Below are 13,294 nucleotides of genomic sequence, written 5' to 3' on the forward strand. Positions count from 1 at the left end.
GACTTCCCCTTAACATTATTGGTTTTGGCAGGGTTGTGGATAACGTGCTTTACGTTCCAGATCGTCGAGGTCGATGTGGTTACGCATGTACTGCTGACTGGCGTCCACCAGCGGCTGGTGATCCCAGCTCTTCAGCTTGCCGAGGGTCAGCGCCTCGGCCACGAAGCGTCGGCGCCGCTGGCTTGCGAGCACCTGCTGGTGAATCGCCGGGATGTTCCATTTGGCCCGCGCTTCGGCGAGAAAATCGTCGAACAACTGGCGATGTTGCGGCGAATGACTGAGTTCTTCCAGTTCGCGAGGGTCATTCTGTACGTCGAAGAGTAGGCAAGGGTCGTCTTCGCTGTAGATGAATTTGTAGGCACCGCGACGGATCATCATCAACGGGCTGACGGTGCCTTCGGCCATGTATTCACCGAACACTTCATCGTGACCGCCCTGCCCTTGCAGGTGCGGGACCAGCGAGCGGCCGTCCAGCGGCAAGCCCGGTTCCAGCGAGCCGCCGGCCAGTTCGACGAATGTCGGCAACAGGTCCGCTGTGGAAACACTGGCGCTGACCCGGCCGGCGCCAAACTGCCCCGGTGCGCTGACCAACAGCGGCACCCGTGCGGCCATCTCATACCAGTGCATTTTGTACCAGAGGCCGCGCTCGCCGAGCATGTCGCCGTGGTCACCGGAAAACACGATGATGGTGTCATCGATCAGCCCGGTATCTTCGAGGGTTTGCAGGAGTTTGCCGACGTTGCTGTCGATATAGCTGCACGCGCCGAAATAGGCGCGACGGGCATCGCGGATCTTATCCACAGGCAGTGGCTTGTCCCACAGGTCGTAGACCTTGAGCAAACGTTGCGAGTGCGGATCGAGGTCATGCGGGTCCGGGGTTGTAGGCAGCGGGATATCGGCATCGTCGTACAAATCCCAGAAAGCCTTGGGAATGGTGTACGGATCGTGCGGGTGAGTCATCGAAACGGTCAGGCAGAACGGCTGGTCGCCATCCTCGCGGATATGGTCGAACAGGTACTGCTGGGCCTTGAACACCACCTCTTCGTCGAAATCCAGTTGATTGGTGCGTACGCACGGGCCGGCTTGCAGCACCGATGACATGTTGTGATACCAGGTCGGGCGCACGTCCGGTTCATCCCAGTTTACCGCCCAGCCGTAGTCGGCCGGGTAAATGTCACTGGTCAGGCGTTCTTCGTAGCCGTGCAACTGGTCTGGCCCGCAGAAATGCATCTTGCCCGACAGGGCGGTGCGGTAGCCGAGGCGGCGCAAGTAGTGGGCGTAGGTCGGTACGTCAGCGGGGAAATCGGCGGCGTTGTCGTAGGCGCCGATCTTGCTCGGCAACTGGCCGCTGACCAGTGTGAAACGCGATGGCGCGCACAATGGGCTGTTGCAATAGGCGGAGTCAAACACCACGCCTTGTGCGGCGAGGCGACTGAGATTGGGCAATTTGATGGGCGATGGGCCGTAGAACGGCAACATTGGCGCGGCCATTTGATCGGCCATGATGAAAAGAATGTTCTTGCGCTTCATGTGATCGCGGCATTCCATAGTGGATGTTTATGCGAGAGTGCTGGCTTTGAGAATGAAACCCTCGCACCTTGTGGTAAAGCCCATACGCGGCAATGACTAGGATAAGCACAGCTTATGTATGACGCCCTTGGTGACCTGTCACTGGATCTGCTTCGCGCCTTCGAAGCGGCGGCCCGTCAGCGCAGCTTCACAGCGGCGGCGGTTGAACTGGGCACCACGCAACCGGCCATCAGCCAGCAGATCAAGCGCCTGGAAGAACAACTGGCAACACGGCTATTCGACCGCATTTATCGCGGAATCGAACTGACAGAGGCTGGGCAGATTCTTTTTGAGCAGGTTCAGCTCGGTTTGCAGAATATCGACGCAGGATTGAGCGCAATCAGCGCACAGCAACAGCATGAAGTGCTGCAGGTGGCCACGGATTTTGCCTTCGCCGCCTATTGGTTGATGCCGCGTCTGCACCGCTTTCACGCGGCCAATCCGCAGGTGGATGTCAGCCTGGTCACCAGTGAACGCAGCCATAACATGCTACGTACCGATATCGATGTGGCGGTGCTGTTCGGCGATGGCCGCTTCAAGCAGGGTGAAAGCCATTGGCTGTTCAGCGAGGAAGTGTTTCCGGTGTGCAGCCCGCAGTTGTTGAGCGAGCGTCCACTGCCCTTGCCAGCCCAGGCATTGCTGGAGTTTCCTTTGTTGCACCTGCGTGGGGAACACAGCAGTAACTGGTTCGACTGGAGTGGTGTGTTCCGCGAGCTGGGCATTACCTCGCCCCCGGCGCCCGGGCAGTTGCGCTTCGATAATTACACCTTGCTGATTCAGGCGGCGATTGGCGGCCAGGGCGTGGCCATCGGCTGGCGCCACCTTGTGGATAACTTGCTGGCGCAAGGGTTGTTGTGTCGACCGATCGGCGAAACGGTGATGTCGAGGCTGGGTTACTACGTGGTTCTGCCCCAGCGCAAAAGACGCGGAGCATTGATCCAGCAGTTTGTGGATTGGTTGATGGCGGAACAGGCCTGCAGTGCGCAATCGCTCAACGGCCTGACGCTGCCGTCCATTGCGGTTTAACTGTCGGTTGCGATGAAGTTGACGTGCTCGCCGATGTGCAGGTTCAGGTGCAATTCATCGGCAATGCCCACGGCAGTGCGGGCCAGCCGTTTGAGCGGTTCAACCAACCCCGGTTCGGGGTTGCCACCGATGTTGGCAAAGTGTTCGATGGTCAGCCCTGGTACCCCGCGCGGTTCGTTAACCAGCGTCCACTTCAAAGGACTGCTTTGCAGTGCCTCGCGGATTTCCTCGGCGGCGTGACGTTGCAAGCTATCCTCGGTTTCCGGGTCGTCCAGCACGTCGAAATCACCCACCAGAAACAATCGGGCGATGTTTGCTGCCTGCATGCCATCGATGAGCGCATCCACTGCCAGCACCTGCTCGACCGGGCCGGGCACGATGGCTTTTTCCACGTGTTCGCTATTGAACGGTAACCCTGGTGCGTCCAGTAAGCAGATAACCACTGAACTGCCGGCCACACTCTGCTTGACCCGTTGCGCGTCGAACAGGTCGCCAGTCTTGGTGCGCAGCCCCGGACGGGGTGCCAGCGCCGTCAGGTCATCGAGAATCGCGATCACTTCATGCTGGCGTCGCAGCATTTCAGCCATCAGCGCACTGCCCAGGCTACTCATGGCACCATAAAGCACCACTTTCACGACGGGGGTTTCGGCATTTTTCATGGCTGGGCTTCCTGTTTTCCAGCGTCTGTATAACGTTTGACCCGCAGGAAACGGCGAGGGTTCGAACAACTTTCAGAGGGATTCAGATGCAGCAGATAACGGGCTACCACGCCCACGTTTATTTCGATGCCAACACGATCTCGCAGGCGCGAGCCTTATGTGAACGGGCGGCGCAATTGTTTCCATTGAAAATGGGCCGCGTGCACGAGCGCCCGGTCGGTCCGCACCCGGACTGGAGCTGCCAGTTGGCGTTCGAACCGCAGGTGCTGGGCGACGTTCTGCCGTGGCTGGCGCTGAACCGCAAGGGGCTGGTGGTGTTCCTGCACCCGGACACCGGCGACGATTTGCTTGACCACACCGAGCACGCGATCTGGATGGGCGCGATTCGGCCGCTGGACCTGTCTGTTTTTTGATCAGAGTGTTTCTTCAGCCTCACCGGGCAAATGTTCGTCCAGATGCAGCCACGGCAAGCGGCTGTCGGTCCAGATGTGCCGCTCGGCTGGTGCTTGCTCAGGATGGTCGAGGGTGGCGATGGTCAGGTCGATGCTTTCCGGGCTTAGTTGCGTCGCTAGTGCCAGTTGCGCCCCACAGTGGCCGCAGAAATATCGCGCACAGGTGGATGAAGATTCGTACCGCGACGGCGTCCCGGCCAGCCATTGAAAGGCGGATGCCGGCACGGTTATCCAGGTAGTCACGATGCCGCCGCTGACCCGTCGGCAAATCGAACAATGACAGTGGGCGATATCGTGCAGCGGCCCGCTGAATTGATAGCGCAGTTGCCCGCAATGGCAGCCGCCGGTATGAGTTTTGTTCATGGCATTCCTCCTGATGCGTAATTACCGACGCCTTCGCGAGCAAGCCCGCTCCCACATTGGCTTTGTGTACGACACAGATCCAGTGTGGGAGCGGGTTTGCTCGCGAAGGCCGTAACTCGGTTCACCTTCATGCCCCAGTCCGACGACCGGTTGTACTTCCGGTCAACGCGTTCATCGCCGAAAGCTGGCTGAAAGCTTCCCCGATTAGGATCGCCCCCACTACCGGCAACAGACCGGTTGGCCAATGCCAGCGTTTTATCGCTCGCACAGCCCATTTAACAACAACAATGGTGATTCTGATGTCCTCTTCCATCCGCCGCTTCGCTGCAACTCCGCCCGTACGTCCCGTGCTTCCCGTTCTGCGCTGATCCCGCCTGATCCGCCCATTCCCTAGCCGCGCTACGCCTGGAGTATTCCCATGCTGACTTTCCTTGGCTTCGCCATGGTCATCACGTTCATGTTCCTGATCATGACCAAGCGCCTGTCCGCGCTGATCGCCCTGATCATCATTCCAATCATCTTTGCCCTGTTCGGCGGTTTTTCGCCGAAGATCGGTCCGATGATGCTCGAAGGCATTACCAAGCTTGCGCCAACCGGCGTGATGCTGATGTTCGCTATCTTGTACTTCGCCCTGATGATCGACTCCGGCCTGTTCGACCCGGCCGTGCGCAAGATCCTCAAACTGGTCAAGGGCGACCCGCTGAAGGTTTCGGTCGGCACCGCCGTTCTGGCGCTCGTTGTCTCCCTCGATGGTGACGGCGCGACCACTTACATGATCTGCGTGGCCGCCATGCTGCCGCTCTACAGCCGTATCGGCATGAGCCCGCGAATCATGGCCGGCCTGATCATCCTCGCCGGTGGCGTGATGAACATGACCCCATGGGGTGGCCCGACCGCTCGCGCCGCCAGTGCGTTGCATGTGGATCCGTCCGACATCTTCGTACCGATGATTCCTGCGATGCTGGCTGGTGTGGTGGCGATCCTGGTCATTGCCTACTTCTACGGCAAGCGTGAACGTGCGCGTCTGGGTGAACTGCACCTGGTGGGCGATGAAATCGACCACAGTGAAATCAGCGTTTCGCAGTTCCCGGATGCCCGTCGTCCGAAGCTGATCTGGTTCAACGGCGCCCTGACCCTGGCCCTGATGTGCACCCTGATCGCCGGCCTGCTGCCGTTGCCGGTACTGTTCATGGTGGCGTTCAGTATCGCCATGATCGTCAACTACCCTTGCCTGCAACAGCAGAAGGATCGCGTCGCGGCTCACGCCGGTAGCGTACTGGCCGTGGTCGGGTTGATCTTTGCGGCCGGTATCTTCACCGGTATCCTGACCGGCACCGGGATGGTCGACGCCATGTCGAAGAGCCTGTTGGCGGTGATTCCGGATTTCCTCGGCCCGTACCTGGCAGTGATCACGGCACTGGTAAGCATGCCGTTCACTTTCTTCATGTCGAACGATGCATTTTATTACGGCGTGTTACCGGTACTTGCCGAAGCCGCCAGCCATTACGGTATAACCGCAGTGGAAATGGCACGTGCCTCGATCGTCGGTCAGCCCGTCCACCTGTTGAGCCCGCTGGTTCCATCGACCTACCTGTTGGTGGCCCTGGCTGGCATCGACTTCGGTGACCACCAGCGCTTCACCCTGAAGTGGGCAGTGCTGGTTTGTATCTGCATACTGATTGCTGCACTGCTGTTGGGGACTTTCCCGGTGTTCAGCACTCTATAAGCCCAAGACTCACCACTTCGGGTCCAGGCTTCGCTGTTTGAAGCCCGGGCCCGTTGTGGTTTAACAATCGCTCAAAGGAATACACATGGAATGGCTGACCAACCCTGAAATCTGGGTTGCCTTCTTCACCCTGACCGCCCTGGAAATCGTCCTGGGTATCGATAACATCATCATGATTTCGATCCTGGTCAGCCGCATGCCCAAACACATGCAGGCGCGCACCCGGATTTTCGGTCTGGCGCTGGCCATGATCACGCGAATCCTGCTTCTGCTGTCGATCACCTGGGTCATGCGCCTGACGGCGGACCTGTTCGTAGTATTCGGCCAGGGTATTTCCGGACGCGACCTGATCCTGTTCTTCGGTGGTCTGTTCCTGTTGTGGAAAAGCTCGCAAGAGATGTACCACGCGCTGGAAGGTGAAGACGAAACCAACGAAGAGCCTTCGGGCAAGGGCGGCAACTTCCTCTACACCATCATCCAGATCGCGATCATCGACATCGTGTTCTCCCTGGACTCGGTGATCACCGCAGTCGGCATGGTCTCCCACGTACCGGTCATGGTCGCGGCAATCATCGTGGCCGTACTGGTGATGATGTGGGCATCTGGCACCATCAGTGAGTTCATCGACAAGCACCCGTCGCTGAAGATGCTGGCGCTGTCGTTCCTGCTGATCGTCGGTACGGTGCTGATTGCCGAATCCCTGGATGTGCACGTGCCAAAAGGCTACGTCTACTTCGCCATGGCGTTCTCGCTGGCGGTGGAAGCGATCAACATCAGGATGCGCACTGCCATCGCGAAAAAGAAGAAACAGCAGGATCCGGTAAGGCTGCGCAAGGACATTCCGGGCCAGTAACCCGGTAGCGATAAATACGCAAAACCTGTGGGAGCGAGCTTGCTTGCGATGGTGGTCTGTCAGTCAACGTCAAAGTTGAATCTGATGGCCTCATCGCGAGCAAGCTCGCTCCCACAGTGTTTTGTGTGGCTGGAAGATCGCTCTTTTCATGACAGTTTTGTTTCAATCGCGTCTTTGGCTATGCGATGCTGGCGCGCAGACCGTTAGCCAACTACAGCTTAAGTACAGAACGTAGAACGTCACGCGGTACCGTCAACTTGCTCCTTTGGGGCGCTACACCACAGGGGGTCATTATGCTCACCCTGCTCAATTTGCTTTCTGCCGTGGCCCTGCTGATCTGGGGCACGCACATCGTCCGAACCGGCATCCTGCGGGTCTACGGCACCAACTTGCGCCATGTCATCAGCCATAACATGTCCAACCGCTGGCTGGCTTTCCTCTCCGGGATCGCCGTGACGGCGATGGTCCAGAGCAGCAACGCCACCGCCATGCTGGTCACCTCCTTTGTCGGCCAGGGCCTGATGGCGCTTACGCCAGCGTTGGTCACCATGCTCGGTGCCGATGTCGGTACGGCCCTGATGGCGCGGGTGCTGACGTTCGATCTGTCGTGGTTGTCGCCGTTGCTGATTTTTGCCGGGGTGATTTTCTTTCTGTCGCGCAAGCAGACCCGACTCGGGCAGATGGGCCGTGTCGCCATTGGCTTGGGGTTGATCATTCTGGCGCTGCAACTGATTGTTGAAGCCGCGCACCCGATTACCCATGCCAAAGGGGTGAAGGTGATTTTCGCCTCGCTCACCGGCGATATCCTGCTCGACGCCCTGGTCGGCGCGCTGTTCGCGATGCTTTCCTATTCCAGCCTGGCCGCTGTATTGCTCACCGCGACCCTGGCGGGCGCCAACGTGATCAGCCTGCCGGTGGCCATCGGGCTCGTGATCGGCGCCAATATCGGCAGCGGCATACTCGCGTTCCTCAGCACCAGCATGCAGAACGCCGCCGGGCGCCAAGTGGCGCTGGGCAGCCTGCTGTACAAACTGATTGGTCTTTTACTGATCATTCCGGTGCTCGATCCGCTGGTGCACTGGCTCGATGGCCTGGATTTCAGCCCTCAGGAAATGGTCATTGGCTTTCACCTGCTCTACAACATCGCGCGTTGCCTGATCTTGCTGCCCAGTGTTGGGCCGATGGCCAGGTTTTGTGCCTGGGTGCTGCCGGAGCGCCCGCTAGCCAACGGTACGGCCAAGCCCCGACACCTTGACCCCACGGCGTTGGTCACCCCCGGTTTGGCGCTGGCCAACGCGGCCCGGGAAACCCTGCGCATGGGCGACCTGATCGACAACATGCTCGAAGCCATGCTCGACGTGTTGCGCGGAAAGCAAACCGCCGTCACCCAGGAAATGCGGCGTCTGACCGACGATGTCGAAGCGCTCTACAGCGCGATCAAGTTGTATCTGGCGCAAATGCCCCGGGAAGATCTCAGCGATCAGGACAGCCGGCGCTGGGCGGAAATCATCGAACTGGCGATCAACCTGAAACTGGCCAGCGACTTGATCGAACGCATGCTGCGCAAGGTCCAGCAGCAGAAAACCTCGCAGCGCCGGTCGTTTTCCGAAGTGGGGCTGGACGAATTGACCGGGCTGCAAACTCAGTTGATTTCCAACCTGCGGCTCGGGATGTCGGTGTTTCTCAGTGGCGACCCGGAAAGTGCCCGCCAGCTGGTGCGTGAAAAACGTCGTTTCCGCGCACAGGAGCGGCGCCTGGCTCACGCTCATGTCAGCCGCTTGCAACGTAAAATCGTGCAAAGTATCGAAACCAGTTCGTTGCACCTGGAGCTGATCGCCGACATGAAGCGTCTTAATTCGCTGTTTTGCAGCAGTGCCTACGTGGTGCTGGAAACATCGGACACAGGTGCGCTGGTGGTCGACGATTTGAGTGACATCACTCATTCACCCTGAACGTCCACAGTTGCCTGAAGTCTGTTGAACTTACGCTAGCCGTACGGAAGCTCGTTATGCGTTGTCTGTTGTTCGCCTGCCTGTTGCTAGGTTCACTCCCGTCATTCGCCCTGGATCGCTTCCAGGTCGAGGGCTACACCCTGCGCAACGGTTTGCAGTTGCTGCTCAAGCCCGGCACTGACCACGGGCATGTGGCAATCCGGCTGGTGGTCGGCGTTGGCCTGGACGATTTCAAGTGCGAAGAAAAGGAGTTGCCGCATCTGCTGGAACACTTGTTGTTCAGCGGTATCGACGCCAGCGGCGAAGGCGGCCTGGAAGAAAGCATGCAGGCTCTGGGCGGCGAGTGGAACGCGTTCACCAGTAATGCCGATACGACTTTCGTCATCGAAGCCCCGGCGAAAAACCAGCGCAAGGTGCTCGACCTGTTGCTGGCGCTGCTGACCCAGACCCGCTTCGACGACAGCGCCATTAACGCGGCCAAGCAAGTGGTCGAGCGTGAAGACGGCGGCCACTACTCGCACCTGCAGCGCTGGCTCGATCGTCAGGACCTCGGCCACACGGCCAGCAACCAACTGGCCGTGGAGTTGGGCCTCAAATGCCCGGAGCGTGCGCAGGTCGATGACCTGTCCCGTGAACAATTGGAGCAGGTGCGCAAGGACTGGTATGCGCCGAACAACATGACCCTGATCGTGGTCGGCGACCTCGACAAGTTGCTGCCAGCCTATCTGGAACGGGAGTATGGCGCGCTGGAAGCGATCACCCCTGGCGAGCATCCGCCGCTGCCGCAAATCCAGGCCAGCGCCACCCATGAGCGCACCTTGACCCACAGCCTGGTCGGCAACGGCGCCAAGTTGCACTGGCTGGTGCCGGAGCCGGTACTGGAGGATGGGCACGATGAAACCTTCGATTTGCTCAAGGACTATCTGGATTGGGCGCTTTATCGCCAGCTACGCCTGGCTCACGGTTTGTCCTACGGCCCGTGGGCGGAGCGCGAGGTGTTCGGCGGCGTGGGTTTCATGAGCCTCAACGCCGACCTTGAGCGCGACGCCGTGGCCGATGCCGAACAAGTACTCGAGGACCTGAAGGCCGGTCTGCTCAAGGACGGCCTCAATGCCGACACCTTCAACCGCCTCAAGCAGGCCGCGATTGCCCGCCAGGCCTGGGCCGTACAAGGCAACAGCGCGTTGGCCGACTACTACTGGAGCGCCATCGGTAACTACGAGGACGGTCACTTCACCAACCCGGCCCGGGAGCTGCAAGGGGTGACCCTGGAAGAAGCGAACAAGGCCGTGCGTGAATTGCTCCTGCAACCGGGGTATTTGCGGATCGAGAAGCCTTTGTTCAGTTATGACCAGTTGATGTGGCTGGTGGTCGGTGGGGTGGGCTTGATCGTGTTGATGTTGGTGGGCTGGCGTTTGCACCGCAGGAAGTAACCATTCCATGTGACAACGGACTGAGAGGCCTTGCCGGTTCCCTGTGGGAGCGAGCTTGCTCGCGATAGCGGATTGTCAGCCGCCGAAAATGTTGGATGTGCCGGCCTCATCGCGAGCAGGCTCGCTCCTACAGGTTGCGTGGTGTAACTGATCGTGAACCCTCGCCACAGCGCCGTACCAGCGGTACCCTGTCGAGGTTTTTTCCTACGACGACTGTGAAACCACCGAATGCAAAACCTATCCCTTTTCGTACAGCGCATCCTTGATTTGATGAAGCGGTACCCTGGGGTCATTGCGCTCTTTGGTTTCATCTCCGGGGTGGGCAGTTTCATTCTGGTCGATCGCCAGCAAGGCCTGGCGAGCTGGATCACCACCATCATGCTGATCAGCTGGATCTGGCTGATGCTGGAAAACAGCCTGACCAAGCTGTTCACGCGCATCTTCAAGCGCGAAATACCGGAACCGTTGTTGCGTTACGCAACGCAGATGATCCATCAGGAAAGCCTGTTCTTTGTCCTGCCGTTCTTCTTCATCACCACGACGTGGAACAGCGGCCAGTTGTTTTTCACCGGGTTGCTGGGCGTCGCGGCGCTGATTTCGATCGTCGACCCGCTCTACTACAAGTGGCTGGCTCCACGGCGCTGGGCGTTTCTGGCCCTGCACACCCTGACCCTGTTCGCCGCGCTGCTCACCGCATTGCCGGTGATCATGCACCTGACCACCGCGCAAAGTTTCAAATGGGCACTGGGTATCTCGGTGCTGCTGTCGTTCCCGAGCCTGGCGTCGATCTTCCCGATTCGTACCCTGCGCAATGCGCTGGCGATCTTGAGTATCACTCTGGGCATCGGCGCCGTTGGTTGGGAGCTGCGCTCGTGGGTGCCGCCGGCGACGCTGTGGATGACCGACGTGGCCATCAGTACGCAAATGCAGGATCGCACACCTGGCGCCAGTCTCGACGAAGTCAGCGCCGAACAGATCCGTAATGGCGGGCTTTATGCGTACACCGCGATCAACGCCCCGCGTGGCCTGGACGAGCGGATTTATCACGTCTGGCAGTTCAACGGTAAAGAGGTCGACCGCATCCCCTTGGATATTCGTGGCGGGCGCAAGGAAGGTTACCGGGCCTGGACCCACAAGCAGAACTTCCCGGGCAACCCGGCCGGTAAATGGCAGGTTAGGGTCCTGACCGAAGATGGCCAGGTCATTGGCGTGCTGCGCTTCAAAGTCACGGACAGCACAGCGATCAAAGAAAAGTAGTCCGGTTCGTGCTATTACGTAGAGCTGCGTAATCACTGAACAAGCACGGAGCTTATGATCAGCAGCACGATGGCCGGCAACGCCCGATTGGACTCCTCGAGTACCCCTGCGCGGTTGCGGGTGACGGGCGACTGGACGCTTGCCCATTACGCTGACCTCAAGCTGTTGAGCGAAAAACTCCACGGCCAGTACGACGCCAACACCCCCATCGACCTCAATGGTCTCGGCGCCCTCGACACCGCCGGTGCCTCGCTGTTGGTCGAGCTGCTCGGCTCCGAGCGCCTCGGTCGTTCTGCCGAACATCCTGATTGCACACTCTCTGCCGCTGATCGGGCGTTGCTGCAAACCGTCTACTGCTCGTTGACCGATTTCTGCGTACCGATCAAGGAACCGGAAGTCAGCGTTTCCATTCAGTTGCTGACCCGCATTGGCCGCGCGGTGGACACTGTCTGGCAGGACACCCTGCAACTGCTGGGTTTCGTCGGCCTGATCATCGAAACCATCGTCCGCGGCCTGTTCCGTCCCAAACGCTGGCGCGTCACGCCGATGATCGCCCATATCGAACAGACCGGTCTCGACGCCGCCCCCATCGTTGCGTTGCTGACTTTTCTGGTGGGCGCCGTGGTGGCGTTTCTCGGGTCGACGGTGCTGGCCACTTTCGGCGCCACCGTCTTCACCGTGGACCTGGTGGGGTTTGCCTTCCTGCGCGAATTCGGTGTGTTGCTGACCGCGATCCTGATGGCCGGGCGCACCGCCAGTGCGTTCACGGCGCAAATCGGTTCGATGAAGGCCAACGAGGAAATCGACGCTATCCGCACCCTGGGCCTCGACCCCGTGGAGTTGCTGGTGGTGCCGCGGGTCCTGGCGTTGCTGATCGCCCTGCCGATGCTGACCTTCCTGGCGATGCTGTCAGGGATTATCGGCGGTGCCGTGGTCTGCGCGGTGGCGCTGGATATCTCGCCAGCGATGTTCCTGTCGCTGCTGCAGACGGACATCGGCGTTCAGCACTTTCTGGTGGGGATCGTCAAAGCGCCGGTGTTCGCCTTCCTCATCGCCGCCATCGGTTGCCTCGAAGGCTTCAAGGTCAGTGGCAGCGCTGAGTCTGTGGGCGCGCACACCACGTCGAGTGTGGTGCAGTCGATTTTCGTGGTGATCGTGATGGATGCGATCGCCGCGATGTTTTTCATGGAGATGGGTTGGTGAGTCGTATCCCCAGAGCGCCCTCCGAGGCGGTGATTGAAGTCCGTGGGTTGTGCAACCGTTTTGGAAGCCAGAGCGTGCACGAGAACCTCGACCTGGACTTGTACAAGGGCGAGATCCTCGCCGTGGTCGGCGGCTCCGGCAGCGGCAAGTCGGTGCTGCTGCGCAGCATTGTCGGGTTGCGCCAGCCCAGTGAAGGCGTGGTGAAAGTTTTCGGGAAAAACCTGCCGACCTTGTCCGAGCACGAGCGTTCGCTGGTGGAGCGGCGATTCGGCGTACTGTTCCAGAAAGGCGCGCTGTTCTCTTCACTGACGGTGACCGAGAACGTCGCCCTGCCGCTGATCGAACACGCCGGCTTGAGCCGCAACGACGCCGAGCACCTGGCGGCGGTGAAAATGGCCTTGGCCGGGTTACCGCTGTCGGCCGCAGAGAAGTACCCCTCGTCGCTGTCCGGCGGCATGATCAAGCGTGCTGCGTTGGCCCGGGCATTGGCGTTGGACCCGGACATCCTGTTTCTCGACGAACCCACCGCCGGTCTCGACCCGATCGGCGCCGCCGCGTTCGACCAATTGATCCTGACCCTGCGCGATGCTTTGGGCCTGAGTGTCTTTCTGGTGACCCACGATCTCGACACGCTCTACACCATCACTGACCGGGTGGCGGTGCTGGCGCAGAAAAAAGTGCTGGTGGCGGACGCCATCGACAAGGTTTCGGAAACCAACGATGCGTGGATTCACGAATACTTCCATGGCCCTCGTGGCCGCGCGGCATTGACGGCCGCCCAACAGCTCAACGAGGTCTGAC

General features: G+C 59.8%; 12 protein-coding genes. 9 read left to right on the forward strand and 3 right to left on the reverse strand.

The window, feature by feature from the left end:
• Window positions 1-15: 15 nt before the first annotated feature.
• Window positions 16-1,530: a choline-sulfatase gene (gene betC / locus J4D25_RS25550; RefSeq protein ID WP_057712635.1), complete on the reverse strand. Its 1,515-nt coding sequence runs from the start codon at window positions 1,528-1,530 to the stop codon at window positions 16-18.
• A 114-nt stretch (window positions 1,531-1,644) separates the two neighbouring features.
• Between betC and J4D25_RS25555 the strand changes: the two genes are divergently transcribed.
• Complete coding sequence (locus J4D25_RS25555; RefSeq protein ID WP_057712634.1) at window positions 1,645-2,595, forward strand: LysR family transcriptional regulator; 951 nt, start codon at window positions 1,645-1,647, stop codon at window positions 2,593-2,595.
• On the opposite strand, the gene J4D25_RS25560 is transcribed toward J4D25_RS25555, so the two are convergent.
• A complete protein-coding gene (locus tag J4D25_RS25560) occupies window positions 2,592-3,254 on the reverse strand; it encodes an NAD(P)-dependent oxidoreductase (RefSeq protein WP_057712633.1) in 663 nt (220 codons plus the stop codon). The genes J4D25_RS25555 and J4D25_RS25560 overlap by 4 nt on opposite strands.
• A gap of 86 nt (window positions 3,255-3,340) precedes the next feature.
• Here J4D25_RS25560 and J4D25_RS25565 point away from each other — a divergent pair, with 86 nt between their 5' ends.
• Complete coding sequence (locus J4D25_RS25565) at window positions 3,341-3,667, forward strand: DOPA 4,5-dioxygenase family protein (protein WP_057712632.1); 327 nt, start codon at window positions 3,341-3,343, stop codon at window positions 3,665-3,667.
• Here the strand turns inward: J4D25_RS25565 and J4D25_RS25570 are convergent, their stop codons facing one another.
• A complete protein-coding gene (locus J4D25_RS25570; RefSeq protein ID WP_057712631.1) occupies window positions 3,668-4,069 on the reverse strand; it encodes a GFA family protein in 402 nt (133 codons plus the stop codon).
• Window positions 4,070-4,487: 418 nt separating this feature from the next.
• Between J4D25_RS25570 and J4D25_RS25575 the strand changes: the two genes are divergently transcribed.
• From J4D25_RS25575 to J4D25_RS25605, 7 genes are all read left to right on the forward strand, one after another.
• Window positions 4,488-5,795, forward strand: a complete 1,308-nt coding sequence (locus J4D25_RS25575; RefSeq protein ID WP_008045759.1) for a CitMHS family transporter — start codon at window positions 4,488-4,490, stop codon at window positions 5,793-5,795.
• 85 nt (window positions 5,796-5,880) lie between these two features.
• On the forward strand, window positions 5,881-6,648 hold the full coding sequence (locus J4D25_RS25580; RefSeq protein WP_057712630.1) for a TerC family protein: 768 nt from the start codon (window positions 5,881-5,883) through the stop codon (window positions 6,646-6,648).
• Window positions 6,649-6,941: 293 nt separating this feature from the next.
• Window positions 6,942-8,600, forward strand: coding sequence for a Na/Pi cotransporter family protein (locus tag J4D25_RS25585; protein ID WP_057712629.1), 1,659 nt, complete (start codon window positions 6,942-6,944; stop codon window positions 8,598-8,600).
• A 56-nt stretch (window positions 8,601-8,656) separates the two neighbouring features.
• On the forward strand, window positions 8,657-10,033 hold the full coding sequence (locus J4D25_RS25590; protein ID WP_057712628.1) for a pitrilysin family protein: 1,377 nt from the start codon (window positions 8,657-8,659) through the stop codon (window positions 10,031-10,033).
• A gap of 228 nt (window positions 10,034-10,261) precedes the next feature.
• Window positions 10,262-11,290 carry a DUF5924 family protein gene (locus tag J4D25_RS25595; RefSeq protein ID WP_057712627.1) on the forward strand — a complete coding sequence of 343 codons (1,029 nt, stop codon included), beginning with the start codon at window positions 10,262-10,264 and terminating at the stop codon, window positions 11,288-11,290.
• 54 nt (window positions 11,291-11,344) lie between these two features.
• Window positions 11,345-12,493, forward strand: a complete 1,149-nt coding sequence (locus J4D25_RS25600; RefSeq protein WP_057712626.1) for an ABC transporter permease — start codon at window positions 11,345-11,347, stop codon at window positions 12,491-12,493.
• Complete coding sequence (locus J4D25_RS25605; protein WP_057712625.1) at window positions 12,490-13,293, forward strand: ABC transporter ATP-binding protein; 804 nt, start codon at window positions 12,490-12,492, stop codon at window positions 13,291-13,293. The genes J4D25_RS25600 and J4D25_RS25605 overlap by 4 nt, the downstream gene beginning before the upstream one ends.
• Window position 13,294: the final 1 nt, after the last annotated feature.

Origin of the sequence: Pseudomonas sp. GW456-L13 (genome assembly GCF_017350115.1) — a bacterium.
GTDB classification, from domain to species: domain Bacteria; phylum Pseudomonadota; class Gammaproteobacteria; order Pseudomonadales; family Pseudomonadaceae; genus Aquipseudomonas; species Aquipseudomonas jessenii.